Raw genomic sequence first — 24534 nt, forward strand, 5'->3', positions numbered from 1 at the left:
TCACCAGGATCTTGCGGCCGCGACCAGCCCCTGCACCAGCGCCGAGGTGGCGGGGGAGAGACCGTCGTCGCCCGGCAGCGGGCTGCGCGGGCTCAGGCCGCGCACCCGGGAGGTCAGTTCGAGTTGGGCGCCGCCGCCGCGCACCCGGTTGACCGGGTTGTCGGCGTGCAGCCCCCGCAACTCCGGCGGGATGTCGTCGAGGTCGGTGACGATCCGGTAGCCGGGGATCTCGACGTGCGCGGCGAGGTGCGCGGCCAGGGCCCGGTTGCCGCCGCCGGCCAGCAGTTCGGTGCTGCGCCCGATGCGGCCGTAGCCGTGCAGTGAGACGGCCACTTCGACGTGGTCGAGGAACTCCGCGAGTCGCGCCGACTCCGCGGCCAGGTACCGCGCCGACGGCAGATGGTGGGGGTACTGCGCGGGATGGCGCACCACGTACACCGACGCGTCGGCGGCTTCGGCGGCGCGTTCGGCGATGACGTCGGTCATCTGCTCCAGCCCGCCGCCGTGGATCGCCAGGAACCCGAAGCGTGACCGCAGCACACTGTGTTCGGTGACCGCGGGGTCGGTGAGCAGCTCCGAAAGCGATTTGGGACCTTCGGTGTCCGCATGGTGCGGACGGTGCGGCCAGTGCATCGGATCCCACCGCCGCAGGAACTCCACCCAGCGGTGCGGCAGCCCGTGATGCAGTGCGCCGTCGATGATGCGTTCCAGGTAGCCGGGTCGCGGCGGGCCCGGTTCGATGCGGTGGTCGATGTACACCCACGCCGGTGCCGGACCGTCGTCCGTCTGCACGGTGAGCCGGTCGCGGCGGTACCGCACCGGAACCCCCTCGGCGCTGTCGAGTGTCGCGAGGTCGTGATCGGACACCTGCCACAGCACGCCGTGCACCTGTGCGCCGTCGACCGGTTCGACCGTGGCGACACCGCGTTCGTTGATCAGCCAGTCGTGGTCGGCGAGGGTGGCCGGACGCGGGTCGGCGGCGTCGGGGCAGCGCTGCGCCATCTGCTGCACGCACAGGTTGGACCCGTACGCGAAGTAGGCGTGTCGACCAGGGCGCAGCATTCAGCCTGTCACGGTCAGATAGATGAGCACCACGTTCAAAAGACTAATCAAACCCGCGACAACCCAGCCCAGTGTGGTGGTGATGCGGTGGTTGACGTCGTCACCCATCACGGCCCGATCGCTGGTCAGCCGGATGAGCGGGATCAGCGCGAACGGGATCCCGAACGACAGCACCACCTGCGACAGCACCAGGGCACGGGTGGGGTCCACGCCGATCGCGAGGATCGCCAGGGCAGGCACCAGCGTGACGAGGCGGCGCACCAGCAGCGGGTAGGTGCGGCGCAGCAGTCCGCCCATGATCATCGCGCCGGCGTAGGCGCCCACCGACGTCGACGCCAGACCGGATGCCAGCAGGCCGATCGCGAAGCACAGTGCCACGGCCGGGCCGAGCGTCTGCTGCACCGCGGCATGCGCGCCCTCGAGGGTGTCGGTATCGGACATTCCCTGCAGGTTGGTGGCGGCGACCAGCAGCATCGACATGTTCACCGCCCCGGCGATCAGCATCGCCAGGCCCACATCGATGCGGGTGGCCTTGAGCAGCAGGCGCCGCCGGGCGCCGGGTTCGGCGTGGCCGTGGCGGTCGCGGGCCAGCCCGGAGTGCAGATAGACCGCGTGCGGCATCACGGTCGCGCCCAGCATCGCGGTCGCCAGCAGGACGCTGTCGGTGCCTTCGAAGAGCGGGATGAGGCCGCCGGCGACGTCGGCGACGGGCGGCGGTTCGACGAACACGCTCGTCAGGAAGCCGATGGCGATGATCAGCAGCAGACCGCTGATCACCCGCTCGAAGTGCCGTTGACCGCGGCGGTTCTGCACCGCCAGCAGGGCCAGCGACACCGCGCCCGTGATCACGCCGCCGATCAGCAGCGGCAGGTCGAACAACAGGTACAGCGCGATCGCGCCGCCCACCACTTCCGCGAGATCCGTTGCCATGGCGACCAATTCGGCCTGTAGCCAGTAGGCGATGCGGGTCGGCGTGCGGGTGCGGCCCGCGACGGATTCGGGCAGCGATCGGCCGGTGACCAGACCCAGCTTCGCCGACAGGTACTGCACCAATCCGGCCATCACGTTGGCCAGCACGATGACCCAGACGAGCAGGAAGCCGAACTGGGCGCCGGCGCTGACGTTGGCCGCGACGTTGCCCGGATCGACGTAGGCGATCGCGGCGACGAACGCCGGGCCCAGGAGCAGCCACGTCGATCTGGTCCGACGGTCGGTGTCCGGCAGCACCCTTTTCCTTCCTGCGGAGCAGCGAATAGAAAAGTTAGGTTAGCCGAAAACTCCCGTCAGGCGTAGGTGGGTACCGGCTCAGATGCCGAAGCCGATGATCAGGCCGCCGTAGCCCCAGCCGCCGTACGGCCAACCGTTGTTGGTCTCCGGTGGTGTGGTGACGATCTGTGTGCTGCCACCGGTCTCGCACTGCGTCGTGCGCGGACCGGTGTTCACGCACTCGGGCGCAGCCGTCGCAACGGGTGCCGTCAGGACGGTTGCGCCCACGATCGCAAAGGTGGAAAGTGTTGTGGCCGTAGGTAACCCGATGTACATCGGTGACCTCCAGGTACGGCCGGGTTGTCGTGGTGGCGACTACCAACCGAAGACCAGTGCCGGTCCGTAGTAGTAGTCGTTCCACGGGTACAGGTAGTTGGTCTGCCCCGGCGAGGTGACGATCTGTGTGTTGCCCGGACTGCTGCACTGCGTGGTGGACCCACCGTAAGCGCCCTGACCGGTGGTCACGCAGTTCGGCTGGGCTGCCGCGGCAGGCGCCATCAGTACCGCCGCGCCGATACCCGCGGCTACGGCGAGCGGCGCGAAGCCGATGAACTTGTTCACGATTCTCTAGCCCCAGTCGACGACGGTGGCAGGCCCGTAGTAGGAGTCGCCCCACGGGTACAGGAAGGTGCTCTGGTTGTGGATGTCCTTGGGCTGCGTGGCGAACTGCGTCTCCCACGGCGGGCAGGTGCTTCCCTGGCCCAGCGCGTTGGGCGCCACGTTGAGGCATTTGCCGTCGTCGTCGCCGCTGGGTTGGGCGACGGCGACCGGCGCCGCGAGGATCGCGCCGGCGATGCCGGCGGCGACGGCGAATGGGGTGAGGTAGCGCAGAGAGGTCCGCATAGCCACGTCCTTCAATCGAGTGTTCGCTAGTCAGGAAGCGTACAGCCCTTTCCCAGTTAAGAGAGGCAAGTCGAGAGTTGTCCGTATGCCCGGTTCCGCAGCGACCACGGCGGGAATGGCGTTGACGATGCGTGCGGCCGTCGCGACGAGACCGGCCCGGTTGTGATCGCCGTGCGGACTGCTCTGACACAGATCCAGGGTGTAGGTCGGTTCACCGGTGATCTCGATGCGGTAGGAGCCGCCGGGTTGTGCGGGCTGGGGCCAGTCCGGGCACAGGTCCTCACGCAACCGGGTGACGTGTTCGAGCACCACCGCGACCTTCCCGTCGCGTATCCCGCGCACCTCGAAACGCAGTGCGGCGGCAGTGCCTTTCGCGATCGGACCGGACGCGATGTCGAAGTCCTCCGGCGCGGGCTCGCGCACGTAGGTCTCGGTCACCTCGTCGAGTTCGATGCCCAGCCCGGCGGCGAGCTGGCGGACCACCGAACCCCAGGCCAGGCTCAGCACGCCGGGCTGCAGCAGCATCGGCAGATCGTCGAGCGGTTTGCCGAACCCCATGACGTCGAACATCACCGTCGGGCTGTCGTAGGTGGCGTAGTCGATGATCTCCATGCACCGGATCTGCTCGATGCGCTGACAGGTGCCGGCCAGCGCGAGGGGAAGCAGATCGTTGGCGAAGCCGGGGTCGATGCCGCCGACGAAGACACTGGAGCCGCCGGTGCGCGTGGCCTCCTCGATCGGCGCGATCAGTTCCTCGGGCAGCACCTGCCACGGGTACTGCAGAAAGACCGGGCCGCTGCCGACCATGTTCACCCCGGCCGACAGGATGCGCCGGTAGTCCTCGAGCGCCTCGGGCAACCGGTTGTCGGCCATGGCGGTGTAGACGACGCACTCCGGTTTCGCGGCCAGCACCTCGTCGAGGTCGTTGGTGGCCGTGACGCCCGTCGGCTCGTCGAGTCCGGCGAGTTCCGCGGCGTCCTTCCCGGCCTTGGCCGCCGACGAGACCCAGACGCCGGTCAGCTCGAACTGCGGGTCGATGATCAGCTGGGTGAGCGCGTGACTGCCGACGTTGCCGGTGCCGATCTGCGCGACGCGTATCGCCATCGAATCTCCTAGAGGTCCGGGAAGGGCATGTCGAGGTTGGGGAACGTCAGCCCGCCGTCGACCTCGAGGGTCTTACCGGTCAGGTAGCTCGCCGCCGGCGAGGCCAGGTAGACCGCAGCGGCGGCGATGTCCTCGGGATCGCCGAGCCGGCGCATCGGCGTCGCCTTCTCCATGGGTTCGCGAAGGTCGTCGTTGCTGGCGACGATGTCGAGCGCGGAGGTGAGGATGGAACCGGGCGCGATCGCGTTGACCCGGATCCGCGGGCAGAGGTCGAGCGCGGCGAGCCGGGTGTAGTGCGCGAGCGCGGCTTTCGCGGTGCCGTAGGCGGCGAAGCCGCGGCCGGCGAGGCGGCCCATCGTCGAGGTGATGTTGATGACGCTGCCGCCGCCGGAGTGCTCGAGCATCAACGGAACCGCGGCCGTGGTCAGCGCGTGGGCGGTGGCGACGTTGAAGGTGAACGCGTCCTTGAGATCCTTCGCGGAGGTGTCGGTCAGGGCGGCCGGCATGGTGCCGCCGACGTTGTTGACGACGATGTCTAGTTTTCCGAAGGCCTCCACCGCGGCCGGTGCGAGCCCGGCCGTCGACTCGGGGTGGGCGAGGTCGGCGACGACGACGTGGGCGCGCCGTCCGGTCGCCCGGATCCGCTCGGCGACCTCGTCGAGTTGCGATTCGGTGCGGGCCGCGATCACCACGTCCGCACCGGCTTCCGCGAACGCCACCGCGATGGCGGCGCCCAGTCCTCGGCCCGCGCCGGTGACGGTGGCGACCTGTCCGTCGAGCCGGAATCTGTCCAGGATCACGTGTGCCTCACTCCCTTCGACCGGCGTCACCGTAGCAAGGCGCGCTTCGCGGGGAGAGAGGTTTCTGAAACACGTTCTAATTGATGCGGCGGGTGCCCTGGCATGGGGAGGTGTGTGGTGCTTGCCGGATCTGATGGCGCATGCGCTATCAGATAGCGCGGGTGATATCGCTTCTCGAAGAGAATGCAGGCTTGTCGGCGCGAAGTGCCGCCACAGGTCACGCAAACGGTCAGGACTTCTTGGCGGCGGCCTTCTTCGCAGCGGACTTCTTGGCCGGTGCCTTCTTCGCGGCGGTCTTCTTGGCCGCCGACCTCTTGGCCGGGGCCTTCTTCGCCGGCTTGTCGTCGGCGGAGTCGCCGTCATCGGAGTCACTGCCGGAGCTCGAACCCGAGCGCCGCGCCTTCACGCTGGCCTCCAGCTTCGCCAGCAGGTCGGACACGTCCTCGGTCTCGTCGAGTTCGGTCGGCTGTTCCTCGACGGCGAACGCCTCACCGCCTTCGAGCTTGGCCTCCACCAACTCCCGCAGCTGATCCTGGTAGTCGTCGTGGTACCGGTCCGGGTTGAAGTCGTCGGTCATCGACTCGACCACCTGACCGGCCATCTTCAACTCGGCGGGTTTGATCTCGACTTCCTTGTCCAGCACGGGGAAATCGGGATCGCGGATCTCGTCGGGCCACAGCAGCGTGTGGATCATCATCACGTCACGCTTGGAGAAGTCCTTGACGCGCAGGGCGGCCAACCGCGTCTTGTTGCGCAACGCGAAGTGCACGATCGCCACGCGATCGGTCTCCGACAGCGTCTTGGCAAGCAGCACATAGGATTTCGACGACTTCCCGTCGGGCTCGAGGAAGTAGCTGCGGTCGTACATCAGCGGGTCGAGGTCGCTGGCCGGGACGAACTCCAGCACCTCGATCTCCCGGCTGCGTTCCTCCGGCAGCGTGGCGATGTCCTCGTCGGTGATGACGACCATCTGACCGTCGTCGGATTCGAAGGCCTTGGCGATGTCGCGGTACTCGACCACTTCACCGCAGACCTCGCAGGTCCGCTTGTAGCGGATCCGGCCGTTGTCCTTCGCGTGCACCTGGTGGAACTTGATGTCATGGTCCTCGGTCGCGCTGTAGACCTTGACCGGTACGTTCACCAGGCCGAAGGCGATCGAACCCTTCCAGATGGATCGCATACGCCCAGTATGGCCCACATCATCAGCGGCGACGGTCGATCAGCGTCGCGGGTTCGCGCGCCGCGGCGTCGCGGGTGGCCCGATCCGGAAGGTCCGCACCGGCGCGGGTGACCGTCAACGCCGAGGACAGTGCGGCGGTCTGCAGCACGTCGTGCAGTGCGTCGAGGCGGATTGCGCGCAGTTCCCGGCGCTTTTCGGCGCCCAGCAGACCGTGGGCCCACAGCGCGTCGATGAGCCCCGACATGAAGGCGTCACCGGCCCCGACGGTGTCGACCACCTCGACCGGCAGCGCGGCCACGCGCGCCGAACCCGCCGCGCACACCGCGAAGGCGCCCTGGCCGCCCTCGGTCACCGCGACGATCGACGGCCCGAGTTGCAGCCATGCCCGGGCGATCTGTTTCGGCGTCCGGTTCGGGTCGAGCCACCGCAGATCCTCGTCGCTGGCCTTGATGACGTCGGCGCGTTCGACCAGTCGGTCGATCCGGGCGCGGGCCGCGTCGGCGTCGTCGATGAGCGCCGGGCGGATGTTGGGGTCGAACGTGATGGTCGCCGACAGGTGGTAGGCGTCGAGCAGGGCTGCCGTCGCGCGGCACCCGGGTTCGAGCACCGTGGCGATCGACCCGGTGTGGGCGACCAGCGGAGGCGCCGCCTCGGGGGTTCCGGTGAGGTTCCAGTCGATGTCGAATTCGTAACGGGCCGAACCCTTGTCGTCGAGCATGGCCCGCGCCGTCGGGGTGCGGGCGGCGTTTCTGCTGCCGGCTACGAGGTGTACCCCGGCGGCTTCGAGGTGCTCGACGATCCGTCGTCCGCGCGCGTCGTCGGCGATGTGGGTGAGGAAGTCGACTCGGCGCCCGAGCCGGGACAATCCGACGGCGACGTTGAGTGGACTGCCGCCGACGTGTTCACCCTGGACCTCACCGTCACGCTCGACGATGTCGATCAGTGCCTCTCCGATGACCAGCGCGTGCGGGCTCATGGCTTTCCCACCAGCGCTTCGAGCGTGGCGCGGGCGCCGACCCGGTGCAGCGACTCCAGCGTCGCCACGTATTCGTCGACGAATCGTTTCTCGTCGACGAGATCGCCGAAGACCGAGCGGTTCTCGATGAACGACGTCGGGTTGTCGCGTTGGGCGCGCGCCAGCGGTACCAACTCGTCGGCGAGCTGGTCCTGTACGTCGATCGGCTGGCCCTGCTCGTCGACCCCCTCGGCGTACCGCGCCCAACTCGCGACGACGGCGGCCGACAATTGGATCGGCGCGCCGGTCCGCAGATTCTCCCGCACCACCGGAAGCAGCCACTTCGGGATCCGGTCGGACGAGCCGTAACACAGCCGTGCGATGGTGTCGCGCACACCGGGATTGGCGAAACGTTCGATGAGAGTGCGCTTGTAGTCGGGCAGGTCGATACCGGGCACCGGCCGCAGCGTCGGCGTCGCCTCGGAATCCATGTACCGGCGCAGCAGTTCGGCGAACAGCGGATCGGCCGCGGCGTCGTGCACGAGCCGGTAGCCGGCCAGGTAGCCGAAATAGCACAGTGCCTGGTGACTGGCGTTGAGCAGCCGCAACTTCATCAGTTCGTACGGGGTGACGTCGTCGACCAGCAGCACGCCGACGTCCTCGAACGGTGGCCGACCGTCGGTGAAGGTGTCCTCGAGCACCCATGAGGTGAAGGGTTCGGCGACCACCGGCCACGCGTCGTCGACACCGAATTCGTCTCGTACGGTGGCGATCACCTCCGGCGTGGTCACCGGGGTGATGCGGTCGACCATCGAGTTGGGGAAGCGCGTGTTCGCGCCGATCCACTCGGACAGGCCGGGATGGGTCCGGTCGGCGTAGCACATGAACGCCGCGCGGGCCACGTCGCCGTTGCCCTCGATGTTGTCGCACGACACGATCGTCGGCGGGCGGACCCCGCGGTCCCGCCGCAGCGCGAGCGCATCGGTGATCAGGCCGAAGACGTTGACGGAATCGGCGTCCACCTTGTCCACCTCGTACCCGCCCTCGGTGATGGTCAGCGAGACGATGCGGGTGCTCGGCGCGGCCAGCAGCTCGACGACGCCCTCGGGATCGTCTGGCGCGTAGCGATAGTCGACGATGGATCCGATCACCCGGGCGTCGCGGGTCCCGTCCGGCTTCTCCAGCAGCAGCGTGTAGAGCCCGTCCTGGGCGCCCAGTGCATCGGCCATCTTGCGGTCACCGGGTAGCACGCCGACCCCGCAGATGCCCCACTCTGCGGCGAGGCCTTTCTCGAGGAGTGCGTCGACGTACATGGCCTGGTGTGCGCGGTGGAAACCGCCGACACCGAAGTGCACGATGCCGACGGAGACGTCGCCGCGGGCGTAGGTCGGCTTGGCGATGGGGATGTCGGGCAGGGTCGACCCGTCGAGTTTCATGACACCGTCACCATCGTTTCGAAGTTACCGGGCAGAAAAGTGTTGTCTGCGTCACATTCACCATGTTAGCGTGGTGAGCATCTACTCGCACCAGTGAGCATCTGCTCACGGTAATCCGAGAGGTAGGTAGCGCGTGGCGATACCGACGTCAACTCCCGCAGTGAACGGCCGGGCGCCGCATCGCTCGCCGGAGGACCTGCGGTTGGCGCTGCGCGCGGCCACGCTGTACTACCTCGACGGACTCACCCAGGCCGAGATCGCCGGCCGCCTCGGGGTCTCCCGTCCCACCGCCGGCCGACTCGTCGCGCGCGCCAAAGCCCGCGGCCTCGTGCGGATCGACATCGTGGTCCCGCCGGACCTGCAGGATGATCTGCACGCCGACGAGGAACGCGAACTCGAGGTGCGCTTCGGCCTCACCGAAGTGGTGATCGCCGGCCACGGTGTCGACATCAGTGCACCCGGGCGGCCCGCCGCGTACGCCAGCGTCGGGCGCGCGGCCGCCGCGCTGCTGATGCGCCGGCTGGAGGCCGACGATGTCCTGGGCTTCACCTGGGGGCCCGAACAGGTGGCTGTCGCGACCGCGCTGACACCGGGAATGGCGACCTGCCGCGCGGTGGTTCAACTCGACGGCGCCATGTCCAGCGCCGCCTATCAGACCGGCGTCGAGCTGATCCTCGGCCGATGCGCGGACATACTGCACGCCAACACCATTCGCCTGCCTGCACCGCTCTACGCCGATCCGTCCACCGTCGCATCCATGCGCAGCGACTCGGTCATCTCCCGCACGCTGGAGGCGGGCCGGCACGCCGACGTGATGATGTTCGGGGTCGGCGCGGTCTCGACCTCGACCACTCTGTTCGAGGGCAGCTACCTCGACACCCGGATGCTCGACGAGCAGATCGCCGCCGGTGCGGTCGGTGAGATCGGCGGCCGGTTCTTCGACGAGCGCGGCGTCCCCGTCGACACCGAACTCCAGCAGCGCGCGGTGTCCGTTCCGCTCGAGGACGTCCGGGCCTGCGAGAAGACGATCCTGATCGCCAGCGGCGCCGAGAAACACCGGGCCACTCTCGCCGCGCTCCGCGGCCGGCTGGCCCGGATGTTGGTATGTGACATCGATTGTGCACGTTGGCTTCTCGACCACGGAAAGGGGTGACGGTGAAAGCGCAGACAATAGCGCGCCGGCTGGCGGGAGGTCTGGCCGCTGCCGGGCTGGTGTTCACGTCCGGCTGCTCCGGGGCCGGCAGCCTCGGATCGTCAGACAACGAGGTGACGATCGCCCTGGTGTCCAACTCGCAGATGACCGACGCGCAGCAGCTGTCTTCGGAGTTCGAGAAGAAGAACCCGGGCACGAAGCTCAAGTTCATCACGCTGTCGGAGAACCAGGCGCGCGCCAAGATCACCATGTCGGCCGCGATGGGCGGCAGTGAGTTCGACGTCGTGATGATCAGTAACTTCGAGACGCCGCAGTGGGCCAAAGACGGCTGGCTGGTGAATCTCTCGGATTACGCGGAGAACACCCCAGGATATGACCAGGACGACTTCATCTCGTCGCTGCGGGAATCGTTGTCGTACGAGGGAGACATGTACGCGGTTCCCTTCTACGGCGAATCGTCGTTTCTGATGTACCGGAAGGACCTGTTCGAGCAGGCGGGCATCAAGGTCGACCAGAACCCGGACTATCAGCCCACCTGGCCTGAGGTCGCCCAGTGGGCCGAGACGCTCAAGACCGACGACCGCGCCGGCATCTGTCTGCGGGGAAAGCCCGGCTGGGGTGAGGTACTCGCACCGCTGGACACCGTCATCAACACCTTCGGCGGGCGCTGGTTCGACGAGCAGTGGAACGCCCAACTCGACAGCCCCGAGGTCAAGAAGGCCGTCAACTTCTACGTCGACACGGTCAAGAACTTCGGTGAACTGGGTGCGGCGTCAACAGGATTCCAGGAGTGCGCGAACCTGTTCGGCCAGGGTCAGACCGCGATGTGGTACGACGCGACGTCGGCGGTCTCGGTGCTCGAGGACCCCAAGGAGTATCCCGACCTGGTCGGCAAGATCGGATACCTGCCCGCCCCGATCCTCGTGAAGCCCAACTCGGGCTGGCTCTACACCTGGGCGCTGGGCATCCCCAAGGCTGCCAAGAATCCAGACGGCGCATGGGAGTTCATCTCGTGGATGACCAGTAAGGATTACATGAAACTGGTCGGGGAGAGGCTCGGCTGGGCGCGTGTCCCACCGGGCAGCCGGACGTCGACCTACACCGACCTGCCCGAGTACGAGGCCATCTCGAAGTCCTATGGGCCGCTGACGCTGAAGTCGATCGAGAGCGCGACCCCGAATCAGCCAACGGTGCAACCGGTTCCGTACACCGGCATCCAGTTCGTCGGCATCCCGGAGTTCCAGGATCTCGGGACCCGGGTGAGCCAGCAGATCAGCGCGGCGATCGCCGGACAGAAGTCGGTGGACGACGCGCTCGCCCAGGCACAGGAATACGCCGAGGTCGTCGGCCGCACGTATCAGGAGAAGTGATGACCGTTACCGCTGAGACCGACGCCGCCGGCACCGACGAAAAAGCTGTCGCCGAACGCGTCCGCAAGATCAAGGAGGCCCAGGGCCTCGGCGTGAGCCGCGCCGAGGGCTGGCGACGGCGTGGACCGCTGCTCCCGGCGCTGATCTTCATGATCGTCGTCACGCAGATCCCGTTCCTGTTCACCCTCTACTACTCGACCCTGTCGTGGAACCTGGTGCGCCCCGGGTCCCGGCAGTTCGTCGGGTTCCAGAACTACATCGCCGTCGTCAAGGACAGCCAGTTCTGGTCGGTGGCGTTCAACACCGTCATCCTCATCGTCGGCGTGGTGCTCATCTCGGCGTTCCTGGGTCTGTTGCTGGCGCTGTTGCTGGACCGGGCATTCCTCGGCCGCGGCGTCGTCCGCACGCTGCTCATCACCCCGTTCCTCGTCACTCCTGTTGCGGCGGCGTTGATCTGGAAGACGACCATCCTCGATCCCAACAACGGCATCCTGAACTGGCTGCTGTCGCTGGTGGGCATCGGCAGGGTCGACTGGATCGGACAGTTCCCGCTGACGATGGTGATGGTCGAACTGATCTGGCAGTGGACGCCGTTCATGATGCTTCTGATCCTCGCCGGCCTCCAGTCGATGCCTCGCGACATCCTGGAGGCCGGTCGAGTCGACGGTGCGGGCGCCGTTCAACTCTTCCGTGAGCTGACGCTGCCCCACCTTCGGCGCTTCATCGAACTGGGGGTCGTCCTCGGGGCGATCTACCTGATGAACACCTTCGACGCCATCTACATGATGACCCAGGGTGGACCCGGCATCGCGAGTGCGAACCTGCCGTTCTACATCTATCAGCGCGCGTTCCTGGGCTTCGACATGGGCCAGGCGGCGGCGATGGGCGTGGTGGTGGTCATCTTCACCATCGTCATCGCCAACTTCGCTCTGCGGTTGATCTTCAAATCGTTCTCCGGCAAGGAAGAGGCAGTCTGATGACCACCACAGTCGAGGAGACCACGCCGACAACGGGTTCCGATATCACGGCGAAGAAGAAGTCCCGCAAGTTCTCCGTCTGGGGCGTGCTGGCATGGCTCGTCGGGCTCGGGTTCTTCTTCCCGGTGTTCTGGATGATCCTGACGTCGTTCAAACAGGAGGGTGACGCGGCGACCGATCCGCCGAAGTTGTTCTTCACCCCGACGCTCGACCAGTACGGCGCGGTGTTCGATCAGGGCATCGGACCGGCGATGCTGAACTCGTTGTTCGCCACCGGACTCTCGACGATCCTGGTGCTGCTGCTGGGTACCCCCGCGGCGTTCGCGCTGTCGCTGCGCCCGGTGCGCAAGACACAGGACGCGTTGTTCTTCTTCATGAGCACGAAGATGCTGCCCATCGTGGCGGTGATCCTGCCGCTGTACGTGATCGTGTCGAACATCGGTCTGCTCGACAACATCTGGGCGCTGGTGATCCTCTACACCGCGATGAACCTGCCGATCGCGGTGTGGATGATGCGGTCGTTCTTCCTCGAGGTGCCGGCTGAACTGCTCGAGGCGGCCAGCCTCGACGGTGCGAGCCTGTGGCGGTCGGTGCGTGAGGTGATCCTCCCGCTGGTCTCACCCGGCATCGCGGCGACGGCGTTGATCTGTGTGATCTTCGCCTGGAACGAGTTCTTCTTCGCGGTGAACCTGACCGCCGTGAACGCCCAGACCATGCCCGTGTACCTCGTGGGCTTCATCGCCGGTGAGGGTCAGTACTGGGCCGTTCTCTCGGCGGCCGCGACCATGGCCGCACTCCCCGTCATCATCTGCGGATGGCTGGCGCAGAACAAGCTGGTGCGCGGGCTTTCCTTCGGCGCGATCAAGTAAACGGATTCACAGGAGACACGGAGAACGCAATGGCTGCAATCACGTACAAGAACGCGTCGTGCATCTACGAGGGCTCGGACAAGCTCGCGGTGGACTCGCTCAACCTCGATATCGCCGACGGCGAGTTCGTCGTGCTGGTCGGACCGTCCGGCTCGGGCAAGAGCACCGCACTGCGCATGCTTGCCGGCCTGGAGGACATCGACGAAGGCGCCATCGAGATCGGTGGCAAGGACATGACCGGTGTCCCGTCCAAGGACCGCGACATCGCCATGGTGTTCCAGAATTACGCGCTCTACCCGAACAAGACCGTCGCCGAGAACATGGGCTTCGCGCTGAAGTTGCGCGGAGTGTCGGCCGACGAACGGCGTCGCAAGGTCGAGGAGGCCGCCAAGATCCTCGACCTCACCGAATTCCTGGACCGCAAACCCGCCAAGCTGTCCGGCGGCCAACGCCAGCGGGTGGCCATGGGGCGCGCCATCGTCCGTGAACCGCAGGTGTTCTGCATGGACGAACCGCTTTCGAACCTCGACGCGAAGTTGCGGGTGCAGACCCGTACGCAGATCGCGGCGCTACAGCGGCGTCTCGGCACCACCACCGTCTACGTCACCCACGATCAGGTCGAGGCGATGACGATGGGTGACCGGGTGGCCGTACTGCGCTTCGGGAAACTGCAGCAGTTCGCCTCGCCCAACGAGCTCTACGACCGGCCGGCCAACGCCTTCGTCGCCGGCTTCATCGGATCCCCTGCGATGAATCTGGTGACGCTGCCGGTGACCACCGACGGCGTCAAGATCGGTGACTCGACGCTGGAACTCGAGCGCGACGACATGGCGAAGCTGAGCGAAGCGGGCCTTTCGGAGGTCACCTTCGGCATCCGGCCCGAGCAGCTCGAGCTCACCGACTCCGGCGGAGTGGAGGTCGTCGTCGACCTCGTCGAGGACCTCGGCAGCGAGGCCTATGTGTACACCCACGCGAGCTCGGGCTCCGGGGTCGAGCTGGTGGCGCGGTGCAACCCACGCACGGCGCCGAGGCTGGCCGACACGGTGCGGTTGCACAAGAATCCCGACGGGGCGGTGCACCTGTTCCATCCGCAGACCGGCGCGCGCCTGAACTAGCCGGGGCGGCTGGGGACGCCGACTTCTACGCCTGGGTTGTGTCGCGGCGCCGACAACGACCCTCAGGTAGAACTCGGCGGAATCCAGCCGCGGCGGGCGAACGCTTCGCGGACGCGATGCAGGATGAACCGACGGCTGTGCTCGGCCACCACGCGAAGGTCGATCCAGCCCTCGCGGTCGAGGAGTTCGGCTCGGCCGATGTCGTGGACGTACTGGCCTCGGCTCGTCGCGTGGTGCGCGCCTTCGTAATCCAGCCCGACCTTCGGCTCGTCGTAGCCCATGTCGATGAAGGCCTCCGAATATCCGTCGGTGACCCGGATCTGCGTCCTCGGTCTCGGCAGCCCGCCGTCGATGAGGGTCAGCCGCAATCGGGTCTCCTGGGGTGAGGCCGCGCCGGCGTCCATGAGATCCAGCGCGACATCCGCGGACCGGACACCTCGCGCACCGCGGTAGCGCCGGGCCAACGGCGCGGTGTCGGCAGCGCTCACTCCCGTCGCGGCGGCCAAGGCGTCGAGATGAACGACCGCGGCGTCGCGCGGGAGGTGGCGGGCGAGATCGAAGGCAGTGCGCGCCGACGACGTGACGGGGAGGTCGCCGATAACGACGACTTCGTCGTCGCCGACCCTCTCCTCGCGGACGATGACACCGTCCCTGCGGCGGCCGTGCTCGGCGATGATCTCGATCGGCGTCGTCGCGTCGACCCACTTCGCGCCGTGCAACGCCGCGGCGGCTCGCCCGGAGATGACACCGTGGCGCCCGGTCCACAGCCAGGCGGCCGATGCCCTGGCCGCCAGCGTGGGTCTCGCGCCCTTTGGGAAGTAGACACCGGGGTGGACGGCGACGTATCGAGCGCGCAGTTGTCCGCGCGTGAGTTTCCCGCGAGTGATGGCTTCACGTCCGATGAAGGGTTCCGACATGCGTCGATGCTCTTGAGCCCAGCCGACGACTTGCCTGCGAAAGCGCGTCTCCTGACCGTGGTTGTGGACAAAGCCGTCGTTGTGAACGGCGAGTTCTACACCAGGGTCGTGCCGCGGCGCCGACAACGACCCTCACGTAGAACTCGGCGACGAGCCAAACGCATCGAACGGGTAATACCGTGACGTGGTGGATCACTTCGGTCGGGTGCGCCTGACCAACCCGGACAAGGTGCTGTACCCGGCGACGGGCACCACCAAGGCCGAGGTGTTCGAGTACTACGTCGACGTGGCCGAGGCGATGGTGCCGCACATCGCCGGCCGGGCGGTCACCCGTAAGCGCTGGCCCAACGGCGTCGGCGAGTTGGAGTTCTTCGAGAAGCAGCTGGCCAGCTCCGCACCTGACTGGCTCCAGCGCGGCACGATCGTGCACAAATCGGGCACCACCACCTACCCGATCATCGACACCCGCGAAGGTCTGGCGTGGATCGCGCAGCAGGCCGCGCTGGAGGTGCACGTGCCGCAGTGGCGGTTCGTCGGATCGGGTGGCGACCTGACTCCCGGCCCGGCCACCCGGATCGTGTTCGACCTCGACCCCGGCGAGGGCGTCACGTTCCGTCAGCTGTGCGAGGTCGCGCACGAGGTCCGCGACCTGATCACCGGCATCGGGCTGACGGCCTATCCGCTGACCAGCGGCAGCAAGGGTCTGCACCTCTACGTCCCGCTCCAGGAGCCGATCAGCTCCCAGGGCGCGTCGGTGCTCGCCAAACGCGTCGCCCAACAGCTCGAAGCGGCCATGCCCAAACAGGTCACCGCCACGATGACCAAGAGCCTGCGCGAGGGCAAGGTGTTCCTCGACTGGAGCCAGAACAACGGCAACAAGACCACGATCGCGCCGTACTCCCTGCGCGGCCGCGAGCATCCGACGGTTGCGGCGCCACGCACCTGGGAGGAGATCGAGGACCCCGACCTGAGACATCTGCGATTCGACGAAGTGCTCGAGCGGATCGAGGAGTTCGGGGACCTGCTGGCCGATCTCGACGAGTACGTGCCTGTCGAGGACCGGCTCACCAAGTACCGCAGCATGCGCGACCCGTCGAGGACGCCGGAGCCCGTGCCGCCGCTACCGCCGAAGGCCGGCAACAACGACCGCTTCGTGATCCAGGAACACCATGCCCGGCGGCTGCACTACGACCTGCGTCTGGAACGCGACGGTGTGCTGGTCAGCTGGGCGGTGCCGAAGAACCTGCCCGACCGGCCCTCGGAGAACCACCTCGCCGTGCACACCGAGGACCATCCGATGGAGTACCTCACCTTCCACGGCACCATCCCGAAGGGTGAGTACGGCGGCGGCGACATGATCGTCTGGGACACCGGCACGTATGAGACCGAGAAGTTCAACGACCACGCCCCGGACGGACCCGCCAAGGGCGGGGAGGTCATCATCACCCTGCACGGCAACAGGATCGACGGCCGTTACGCGTTGATCCAGACCGACGGCAAGAACTGGCTCGCCCACCGGATGAAGGATCAGGGCAACCCGACGTTCGAGGACTTCGCCCCGATGCTGGCCACCCACGGCTCGGTCGAGAAGCTCACGGCGAAACAGTGGGCGTTCGAAGGCAAGTGGGACGGCTACCGGCTGCTGGTCGACGCCGACCATGGCAAGCTGTGTCTGAAGTCCCGTAGCGGCCGCGACGTCACCGCAGAGTATCCCCAATTACGCGCGCTGGCAGCAGATCTCGCCGACCACCATGTCGTGCTCGACGGGGAGGTCGTCGCCCTCGATGACAAGGGCGTGCCGAGCTTCGGTCATATGCAGAACCGGGCCCGGTCCACCCGTGTCGAGTTCTGGGCGTTCGACATCCTGCGCCTCGACGGCCGTTGGCTGCTGAAGGCGAAGTACCGAGACCGCCGAAAGCTGTTGGAGACGTTGGCCAGTGGGGGCGGACTGATCGTGCAACCCCTACTCGACGGCGACGGCCTCGAGGCTCTCGAGGACGCCCGCAAACGCAGGTGGGAGGGTGTGGTCGCCAAGAAATGGGATTCCACCTATCAGCCGGGGCGGCGCTCGTCGGCGTGGATCAAGGACAAACTGTGGAACACCCAGGAGGTCGTGATCGGCGGGTGGCGCGAAGGCAACGGCGGCCGCAGCAGCGGCATCGGCGCACTGGTGCTCGGCATCCCCGGACCCGACGGCCTGCAGTTCGTCGGCCGAGTCGGCACCGGGTTCACCGAGAAGGAACTCGGCAGTCTCAAGAAGACGTTGGCGCCGCTGCACACCTACGAATCCCCCTTCGCGACAAGGCTTCCCACCCAGGACGCCAAGGGCGTGACGTTCGTGCGGCCCGAACTCGTCGGCGAGGTGCGTTACAGCGAGCGTACCGGCGACGGCCGGTTGCGCCAACCGTCCTGGCGGGGGCTGCGACCGGACAAGACGCCGGACGACGTCGTGTGGGAGTAGGTGCGGTCGATGTCGCATCGAGCGGTGTGGATTTGTCGGTGGTCGAATGTATGTTCGAGGTATGTCAGGGCACGACCTCCAGGCCGCGGTGACCGCGCTGCGTGCGGCCTTCGATGAGGTGGCCTCCTGTGATGTCGCCTTGTTGGACCGCGCCGAACTCGTTGCGGCGCTGGATGAACTCGAGGCCCTGGGGTGCCGGCTGCCCACGATGAGCCACCGCTTGCTGGCCCGTCTGCGGTCCGAGGCGACACCGCAGCAGATGGGTGCCAAGTCGTGGAGAGAGGTGCTGACGGTCCGCTGGCGGATCTCGGGCAGTGAGGCCAACCGACGACTCACCGAGGCCGGTCTGCTGGCGCCGCGCCAGGCATTGACCGGTCCTTCGCTGCCGCCGGTGTTACCCGCAACGGCGGCAGCACAGGCGCACGGGTTGATCAACAGCGAACACGTCGAGGTCATCCGCAGAGCGGTCGACAAGTTGCCGGGGTTCGTCGACACCGTCACGCGGGAGCAGTTCGAGGTCACCCTGGTCCGCACCGCGGTCGGTGTGGGCCCCAAGGAACTCAAGGACACAGCCGACCTCACGTTGTTCCTGCTCGATCAGGACGGTCCCGAGCCCGATGACACCGAACGGGCCCGCAAGCGTGGCGTGTCGCGATCGAAACAACGCCCCGACGGGATGGTCGACCTGTCCGGGCACCTGACGCCGGAAGCGTGGGCGGTGTGGGAGGCGATCTTCGCGAAGTACGCGGCGCCGGGCATGTGCAATCCCGACGATCCCGAACCCTGCACGTCGGGGACCCCGTCGCAGGAGCAGATCGACAACGACCACCGCACCCTGGCCCAGCGCCAACACGATGCGATGGTCGCGATCGGGCGCATCGCCTTGATGAGTGGCGAACTCGGCCAACTGAATGGACTGCCGGTCTCGATCATCATCCGCACCACGCTGGAGGATCTGGAGTCGCGGGCCGGGGTCGGCACCACCGGTGGCGGCACCGTCGTGCCGATCGCCGATGTGATCCGGATGGCCGGCCACGCCAACCACTACCTGGCGGTGTTCGACGGAGCTACCGGATCTGCTCTTGATCTGTTCCGCGCCAAGCGGACTGCCTCCCCGGCGCAACGCATCATGCTGATCGCGCGAGATGGCGGATGCACCAAACCGGGCTGCACTGTCGGCGCCTACGGCTGCCAGGTGCATCATGTGGATGCCGACTGGTCAGACGGCGGCAACACCAACGTCGACGAACTCGGCCTCGCGTGCGGGCCGGACAACCACAGCGTCGACAAAGACGACGGCTGGTCCACCCGCATGAACGATCAGTGCGAAGTCGAATGGATCCCGCCGCCACGGCTGGACACAGGCCAAGCCCGGTTGAACCACTACCACCGACCCGAACGCCTTCTCCGGCCATCCGACGACCCTGTGCCTACGAGCCAGGACCGCAGTGGGGCAATCGAACCCGCCGACGGTGGGAAGGTCGGCGACGCCGAGTCTGGTCCTCCGCGGTCGGCCGACGACACCGGCGAACCCGGCGGGCCCGCACCGCCCGGCAATCGTGCGGCCTGATCGCCGTCACCCGCGTATGCGCCTCGAGTCACAACGGACGCCACCTCGAGTGGGGCGACGATCCGGCTGAGGCGCCACTTCAGGGTGTCGCGCTCCCAGGTGACCGTCTTCGACGGGGGCTCGCACCTGACGCTGATCTCACACCCCGACGCGGTGACCGCCGTGATCAGTCAGGCCATCGCGTCGGTGCGCTGACGGACGTCCATGGCCACACCTCACCGCTGGGACTGCCGCCGCGGCGCGAAAGCCAAACGCCTGCAGGCTGGTAGCGCATACGGCCGGTCAGAGGACAATCGCGGCGGCTTCGAGCGCCTGCCGCAGGCCGCGGGTGGCCAACTGGTCGGCCAACTCGTTGTCCGCGACACCGGAATGGCCCTTCACCCAGAACCACTCGACACGGTGCCGCGCGCAGGCGGCCTGCAGCCGCTGCCACAGGTCGACGTTCTTCACCGGCTGCTTGGCGGCGGTCAGCCAGCCGTTGCGCTCCCAGCCCAGCACCCATTTGGTGATGCCGTTGCGGACATAGGTGCTGTCGGTGTGCAGGTGCACCAGGACCGGTCTGGTGAGCGCCTCGAGCGCCATGATCGGCGCGGTCAGTTCCATCCGGTTGTTGCTCGTCGCCCCGGGTTCACCGCCACACATCTCGCGGATGTGGTTGCGGTGGCGCAGCACCGCGCCCCAGCCGCCGGGACCCGGGTTGGGGCGGCAGCCGCCGTCGGTGTGGATGATCACGGGTTCGGTGTCCACGGGCTCAGCCGGCCTCTGCCCGACGGAGCAGCTCAACTGCCTTCGGCCCGACACCGTGCAGGGCCAGCAGTTCCTCGAGATCCGCGGGAAGATCAGCGCGGGTGCGGTAACCGGCGTCGATGAGCGCGCCGGTGGCCGGCCTGCCGATCCGGATACCGTCGAATACTGCGCCGCGGTCGGCGGGGTCGGTCATGACATGAGGATAGGTGGGGAGATCACGGCCGTCGGGACCGACATTCCGAGATCGCGGTGCCGCAGCGTGGTGATCCGCCGCCCGGGTTGCACCGCATCCTTCACCGGCGCGGTGCGGTCACCGAAGAACGACGCGGTCGCATCGATATCCGCGACGACGTACGTGATTCCCCACAGCCTGGACGGACCTTCGCGAGCCGTCTCCGGGGACCCGACGACCTCGAGGATCACCTCCCCGAGCCGGAAGAAGATCTGACGCACCGGTCGACCGCCCAGGTCGGCGGCGCGTTCGCGGCGCGGGCCAGGCCGACCGCGGCCAGCGCGGCGAGGTCCGCTTCAGGTCGGGGACATCAGCACGACATGGTCGATCGCCCTCACGCCGTTGGCGTGCGTGGCGGAACCGCGCCGGCCGCCTCCGAGGCGGTCGTCGCGATGCCGTCGAGGTCGGCTGACGGGCCCGGCAGACCCCGCAGCGACCAGCCGACGATGCCGGTGCCACGGTCGCGGCCGACCAGTCGGATCCGCACCCGCCGATCCGGCGACGTCGTCGGGGTCGACATCGAAGCCCGCCCGTATCCACGCGTCCGCGGGGTCGGCGACGCGGATCTCGTCGACGGTGACGGTCATGGCCGCAGGCACGCGGCTCAGACTACGACGGCGCGGGCGGCGACATCTGCCCCCGGTGCCACCGCGGCTCGCGCTCGGACGAACTCCGACGACAACGCCCGATTCCGGCGTCTGGGAGCCTTTTGCTCGGTACCGTTAGGCGAACAATCCGCACTCCCCGGAGGACGGTGGGACCATGGCGGGCGGGATAGCGACCGAACTGGCAGCCGCCGGGTTCACCGACGCCGTCGAGATCGGCCGCGGTGGTGGCGGCGTGGTGTATCGCTGCAACCAGAAGTCCCTCGGGCGCAGCGTCGCCATCAAGGTTCTCGCCTCCGACCTCGACGACAAGGACGACCGCGAGCGTTTCCTGCGCGAGGGGTACGCGATGGGCGGGCTGTCCGGGCACCCGAACATCGTCAACATCCTGCAGGTCGGCGTCACCGACGGCAATCGCCCGTTCATCGTGATGCCTTATCACGCAAGGAGTTCGCTCGCGCAGCGGGTGCGGCGGGAGGGCCGGATCGCGTGGCCCGAGGCGCTGCGTATCGGCGTCAAACTGTGCGGGGCACTGGAGACCGCGCACCGGACGGGCACGCTGCACCGCGACATCAAACCGGCCAACGTGCTCGTCAACGACTACGGCGAACCGCAGTTGAGCGACTTCGGGACTGCTCGCATCGTCGGTGGCTACAAGACCGTCACCGGGTTCTTCACCGGCACACTGTCCTACACCGCACCCGAGGTGCTCAGCGGCACCCCGCCGACGGTCGCGGCCGACGTGTACTCCCTCGGCGCGACGATCTACGCGCTGATCGCCGGCAACCCCGCACGAGCGCAAGGCCGACGAGGATCTCATCGCGCACTACCTGCGGATCACCTCGACACCGGTACCGGATCTGCGTCCCGAGGGATCCCCGTCGACGTCTGCGCCGCGATCGAGAAGGCGATGTCGCGCGAACCCGCCGACCGGTATGCGTCGGCCGAAGAGTTCGGCCTCGAACTGCAACTGGCGCAACGACACAACGGGCTGACTGCCGATCCGATGGCGCTCAACGACCCGAGCGCTCCGCCGGAGAGCCCGCCGGCGCCGAAGCGCCGGACGCCACCGGACGGCACGAACCCACCGGCGCTGACTCCTTGGCGCCACCGGCGCTGACTCCCTGGCGCCACCGGCGCTGACTCCTGGCGCCACCGGCGCTGACTCCTGGCGCCACCGGCGCGATGCCCCGCCGACGCCCGGCATGTTCGCCCACACCGCCTCGATCAGCGCGTCGAGCCTGCCGTGGGCGGTCTCGCCGTCCGCACCGCCACCGGCGCCCGGACCCCCGCCCGACGGTGCGGCCGAGAAGCCGGCGCAACCGGAAACTCATCGCCGCCGCGGCGCTCGCGTGCTGTTGCTCGTGGCCAGCGGCGTCTACATGGTCGTCACGCCACGCGACGACGCCGGCAGCGAGGCGGCCAGGCCGGTGGGGCAGACGCAACCCACCCAGGAAACCCAGCCCGGGTGGCAGACGATCGCCGATGCCCGCGTGGCCCGTGACGCGGTGGCGGCCACCGAGGCCGACGGCACGATCTGGGTCTTCGGCGGACTGGGCGAGGGCGGCCGCGTCAGCGGACGGCACGAGGGCTACGACCCGGCGATCGACAGCTGGAAGAGCGGTGAGCCGCTACCCGTGCCGGTGCAGCATGCGATGGCCGTGACCTGGCAGGGCACTCCGGTCGTCCTCGGCGGCTGGCGCACCGAGGGCGCGAACACCAAGGTGGCCACGGACCGGGTGTGGCGGGTGGTCAACAGCCGCTGGGCCGAACTGCCCCCGCTGCTGCAACCGCGGGCGGCGGCGTCTGCCGCGGTGGTCGGCGAGCGCATCATCGTCACCGGCGGCGTGGACGCATCCGGCAAGGTGCTCGACACCACCGAGATCTTCGACGGCACCGGGTGGAGACTCGGCGCCGCGATGCCCACGCCGCGGCAGATGTCGGCTGCGGCATCCGACGACCGGCTCGTCTACGTCGTCGGCGGCACCACGGGGTCCGCCGATCTGGCCACGGTGGAGGCGTACGACCCGGCCGCCGACACCTGGACCGATCTGCCCCACTTCCGCAGCCGCGCAGACTGCCGGGGCCGCGAGCGCTGACGGGCGGTTGGTCGCGGTGGGCGGTGAGTCGGCGGGGCAGGAGCTCGGCAGCGTCGTCGCGCTCGACTTCGTGGCCCGGACGTGGTCCCCGCTGCCGGATATGACGGGTCCGCGCCGCGGTATGGCGGTGGCCGGCGTCGGGCGCACCGTTTACGCGATCGGCGGGGCGACCGGCGACGGCGCCGTCACCGCCTCGGCCGAATCGTTGAAGCTGGCCGCGCGTCGACCCCAACCGGTGGCGCAGTGGCGGACCCTGCCCGATGCGCCGACGGCACGGTTGATGATGGCCTGGACGGTGCTCGGCGACACGATCTGGGTTGCGGGCGGGATGAGCCACGGCGAGAGCCTCCAGACAGTCGAGAGCTACGACACCCGAACCGGCACATGGCAACCGCAGCCGCCGCTGCCGATACCGCTGCACCACGCGACGGCGGCGACCTACCGCGGCGAGGTGGTGGTCCTCGGCGGTGCCACCGACAGCATCGCGGACGCGTCGAACAAGGTGTTCGCGTTCCGCGACGGTGCGTGGGTGGATCTCCCGCCACTGCAGCACGCGCGGGTCGCGGGCGCCGCAGCGGTGGTCGGAGACCAACTGGTCGTCGTCGGCGGGCAGGACGACAAGCAACTCGTCGCGCAGACCGAGGTGTTCGACGGGCAGTCGTGGACCCAGGCCGCGGACCTGCCCACACCGCGCGAACACCTCGCCGCGGTGTCCGACGGCGTCTACGTCTACACCGTCGGCGGACGGCTGCTGAGCGCCGACGAGAACTCCGCGGCGTTCGAACGCTTCGACCCGCGATCCGGTACCTGGGAGTCGTTGCCCGACATGCCGACTCCGCGCGGCAGCTACGGCGCCGCGTTCATCGACGGCCGGATCGTGGCGGTCGGCGGCGAGGAACCGACGCGGGTGCTGGCGACCGTCGAGATGTACGACATCGCCGGCCGCACGTGGAGCACGCTGACGCCGATCAGCACCCCGCTGCACGGTGAGGCGGTGGCCGCCGTCGGGTCGACCCTCTACTGCATCGGGGGCGCCGACCGGCCCACCCACGAAGGTCCCGTCGCGACCGTCGAGGCGCTGGACTTCACGTAGCGTCGCGCAGCTGGGCGATGGTGACCGCCCGCGGCGCAGGGCCTCGTTGGCCAACCGGACCCGGCGGTCGCCCTCGGCGGGCACGGCGAACTTGTCGTACAGGTTCTGCAGATGCTGCTTGACGGCGGCCTCGGTGACGAACAGTTCACCGGCCATCCGGCGCACGGAGGCGGGTTCGGGGAACAGGTCGTCGGAGACCAGCGGGCGGCACAGCGCCATCAGGACGTCGATTTCGCGCGGGGTCAGGCGCGGCGGGAGGTCGGACGGTTGCGCGGACACCGTCTGCTCGTCGCCCGGCCCTTCACCGGTGCCGTGCCCCTGCCAGAAGATCATCCGCGACCTGCCGACCCGCACCTCGTCACCGGACCTCAGGACCCGTTCGGCGGTGATCTTCTCGCCGTTGAGGTAGGTCCCGTTCCGGCTGCCCAGATCCCTGATGGACCAGGCGGATCCGAGGTTCTCGAGGACGGCGTGCAGGCGGGACACCGTCTCGTCGTGTTCGAGCGGGACCGCGTTGGTGGAGGCCTTGCCCAGGGTCACCCGCTGGCCGTCGAGCGCGATCAGCTCCCGCCCGGACGGTTTCCAGACTTCGAGGTGGCAAGGCATGTGGTCCTCCTGTCGGAGGCAATTCTCACCCAGAGGCGGGTTCGGTGGTCGAAAACGCGAGGCGGGCCGCCGGG

Annotated in this window: 20 protein-coding genes and 3 pseudogenes; 8 read left to right on the forward strand and 15 right to left on the reverse strand. The window is 68.1% G+C overall.

What is annotated here, in order from left to right; all coding sequences use genetic code 11:
* The 10 genes from G6N49_RS28945 to G6N49_RS28990 all read right to left on the reverse strand — a co-directional run bounded on the left by G6N49_RS28945 (window position 1) and on the right by G6N49_RS28990 (window position 8646).
* Entirely contained in the window at window positions 1–1062 is a 1062-nt protein-coding gene (locus G6N49_RS28945; RefSeq protein WP_083044985.1) for a poly-gamma-glutamate hydrolase family protein, read from the reverse strand.
* Window positions 1063–2289: an Nramp family divalent metal transporter gene (locus G6N49_RS28950; protein WP_011856973.1), complete on the reverse strand. Its 1227-nt coding sequence runs from the start codon at window positions 2287–2289 to the stop codon at window positions 1063–1065.
* A gap of 78 nt (window positions 2290–2367) precedes the next feature.
* On the reverse strand, window positions 2368–2556 hold the full coding sequence (locus G6N49_RS28955; protein WP_235679589.1) for a hypothetical protein: 189 nt from the start codon (window positions 2554–2556) through the stop codon (window positions 2368–2370).
* A gap of 87 nt (window positions 2557–2643) precedes the next feature.
* Entirely contained in the window at window positions 2644–2889 is a 246-nt protein-coding gene (locus G6N49_RS28960) for a hypothetical protein (RefSeq protein WP_011561743.1), read from the reverse strand.
* A 6-nt stretch (window positions 2890–2895) separates the two neighbouring features.
* Window positions 2896–3171, reverse strand: coding sequence for a hypothetical protein (locus G6N49_RS28965; RefSeq protein ID WP_011561742.1), 276 nt, complete (start codon window positions 3169–3171; stop codon window positions 2896–2898).
* A 30-nt stretch (window positions 3172–3201) separates the two neighbouring features.
* On the reverse strand, window positions 3202–4275 hold the full coding sequence (locus G6N49_RS28970) for an NAD(P)H-dependent amine dehydrogenase family protein (protein ID WP_011856971.1): 1074 nt from the start codon (window positions 4273–4275) through the stop codon (window positions 3202–3204).
* Between the two features lie 8 nt (window positions 4276–4283).
* Window positions 4284–5075 (reverse strand): SDR family oxidoreductase, encoded by a 792-nt coding sequence (locus G6N49_RS28975; RefSeq protein WP_011561740.1) that lies wholly within the window; start codon window positions 5073–5075, stop codon window positions 4284–4286.
* A gap of 229 nt (window positions 5076–5304) precedes the next feature.
* Window positions 5305–6255, reverse strand: a complete 951-nt coding sequence (ku, locus tag G6N49_RS28980; RefSeq protein WP_064873170.1) for a non-homologous end joining protein Ku — start codon at window positions 6253–6255, stop codon at window positions 5305–5307.
* Between the two features lie 22 nt (window positions 6256–6277).
* The gene (locus G6N49_RS28985) at window positions 6278–7231 is read right to left on the reverse strand and encodes a carbohydrate kinase family protein (RefSeq protein ID WP_083044984.1); all 954 of its coding nucleotides are present in this window, start codon (window positions 7229–7231) and stop codon (window positions 6278–6280) included.
* Complete coding sequence (locus G6N49_RS28990) at window positions 7228–8646, reverse strand: mannitol dehydrogenase family protein (protein WP_011856968.1); 1419 nt, start codon at window positions 8644–8646, stop codon at window positions 7228–7230. Before G6N49_RS28990 ends, G6N49_RS28985 begins: the two co-directional genes overlap by 4 nt.
* Window positions 8647–8779: 133 nt before the next feature.
* Between G6N49_RS28990 and G6N49_RS28995 the strand changes: the two genes are divergently transcribed.
* Genes G6N49_RS28995 through G6N49_RS29015 form a run of 5 tightly spaced genes read left to right on the forward strand, consistent with a single transcriptional unit; the run spans window position 8780 to window position 14130 of the window.
* Entirely contained in the window at window positions 8780–9799 is a 1020-nt protein-coding gene (locus G6N49_RS28995; RefSeq protein WP_011856967.1) for a sugar-binding transcriptional regulator, read from the forward strand.
* A 2-nt stretch (window positions 9800–9801) separates the two neighbouring features.
* A complete protein-coding gene (locus G6N49_RS29000) occupies window positions 9802–11169 on the forward strand; it encodes an ABC transporter substrate-binding protein (RefSeq protein ID WP_011856966.1) in 1368 nt (455 codons plus the stop codon).
* Window positions 11169–12146: a carbohydrate ABC transporter permease gene (locus G6N49_RS29005; RefSeq protein ID WP_011856965.1), complete on the forward strand. Its 978-nt coding sequence runs from the start codon at window positions 11169–11171 to the stop codon at window positions 12144–12146. The genes G6N49_RS29000 and G6N49_RS29005 overlap by 1 nt, the downstream gene beginning before the upstream one ends.
* Window positions 12146–13015, forward strand: coding sequence for a carbohydrate ABC transporter permease (locus G6N49_RS29010; protein ID WP_011561733.1), 870 nt, complete (start codon window positions 12146–12148; stop codon window positions 13013–13015). Before G6N49_RS29005 ends, G6N49_RS29010 begins: the two co-directional genes overlap by 1 nt.
* 29 nt (window positions 13016–13044) lie before the next feature.
* Window positions 13045–14130, forward strand: a complete 1086-nt coding sequence (locus G6N49_RS29015) for an ABC transporter ATP-binding protein (RefSeq protein ID WP_011561732.1) — start codon at window positions 13045–13047, stop codon at window positions 14128–14130.
* A 62-nt stretch (window positions 14131–14192) separates the two neighbouring features.
* Here the strand turns inward: G6N49_RS29015 and G6N49_RS29020 are convergent, their stop codons facing one another.
* Window positions 14193–15047 (reverse strand): putative endonuclease domain-containing protein, encoded by an 855-nt coding sequence (locus G6N49_RS29020; protein ID WP_011561731.1) that lies wholly within the window; start codon window positions 15045–15047, stop codon window positions 14193–14195.
* A 184-nt stretch (window positions 15048–15231) separates the two neighbouring features.
* Between G6N49_RS29020 and G6N49_RS29025 the strand changes: the two genes are divergently transcribed.
* Complete coding sequence (locus tag G6N49_RS29025; RefSeq protein WP_064917388.1) at window positions 15232–17508, forward strand: ATP-dependent DNA ligase; 2277 nt, start codon at window positions 15232–15234, stop codon at window positions 17506–17508.
* Between the two features lie 46 nt (window positions 17509–17554).
* Window positions 17555–19078, forward strand: a complete 1524-nt coding sequence (locus G6N49_RS29030; protein ID WP_163647442.1) for an HNH endonuclease signature motif containing protein — start codon at window positions 17555–17557, stop codon at window positions 19076–19078.
* A gap of 282 nt (window positions 19079–19360) precedes the next feature.
* Here G6N49_RS29030 and rnhA read toward each other — a convergent pair whose 3' ends face one another.
* The 3 genes and pseudogenes from rnhA to G6N49_RS29050 form a co-directional block, all read right to left on the reverse strand.
* Window positions 19361–19825, reverse strand: a complete 465-nt coding sequence (gene rnhA, locus G6N49_RS29040) for a ribonuclease HI (protein ID WP_083045633.1) — start codon at window positions 19823–19825, stop codon at window positions 19361–19363.
* A 4-nt stretch (window positions 19826–19829) separates the two neighbouring features.
* Window positions 19830–20018 (reverse strand): hypothetical protein, encoded by a 189-nt coding sequence (locus G6N49_RS29045; protein ID WP_041925157.1) that lies wholly within the window; start codon window positions 20016–20018, stop codon window positions 19830–19832.
* Window positions 20015–20644 (reverse strand): annotated as a pseudogene (locus tag G6N49_RS29050) (glyoxalase). Before G6N49_RS29050 ends, G6N49_RS29045 begins: the two are co-directional and overlap by 4 nt.
* A 175-nt stretch (window positions 20645–20819) precedes the next feature.
* Between G6N49_RS29050 and G6N49_RS29785 the strand changes: the two are divergent.
* A pseudogene (locus G6N49_RS29785) lies at window positions 20820–23854 on the forward strand (Kelch repeat-containing protein).
* On the opposite strand, the pseudogene G6N49_RS29060 reads toward G6N49_RS29785, so the two are convergent.
* Window positions 23847–24460: pseudogene (locus G6N49_RS29060) on the reverse strand (FHA domain-containing protein). The pseudogenes G6N49_RS29785 and G6N49_RS29060 overlap by 8 nt on opposite strands.
* Window positions 24461–24534 lie beyond the last annotated feature (74 nt).

It is taken from the genome of Mycolicibacterium monacense (genome assembly GCF_010731575.1).
Lineage (GTDB): Bacteria > Actinomycetota > Actinomycetes > Mycobacteriales > Mycobacteriaceae > Mycobacterium > Mycobacterium monacense.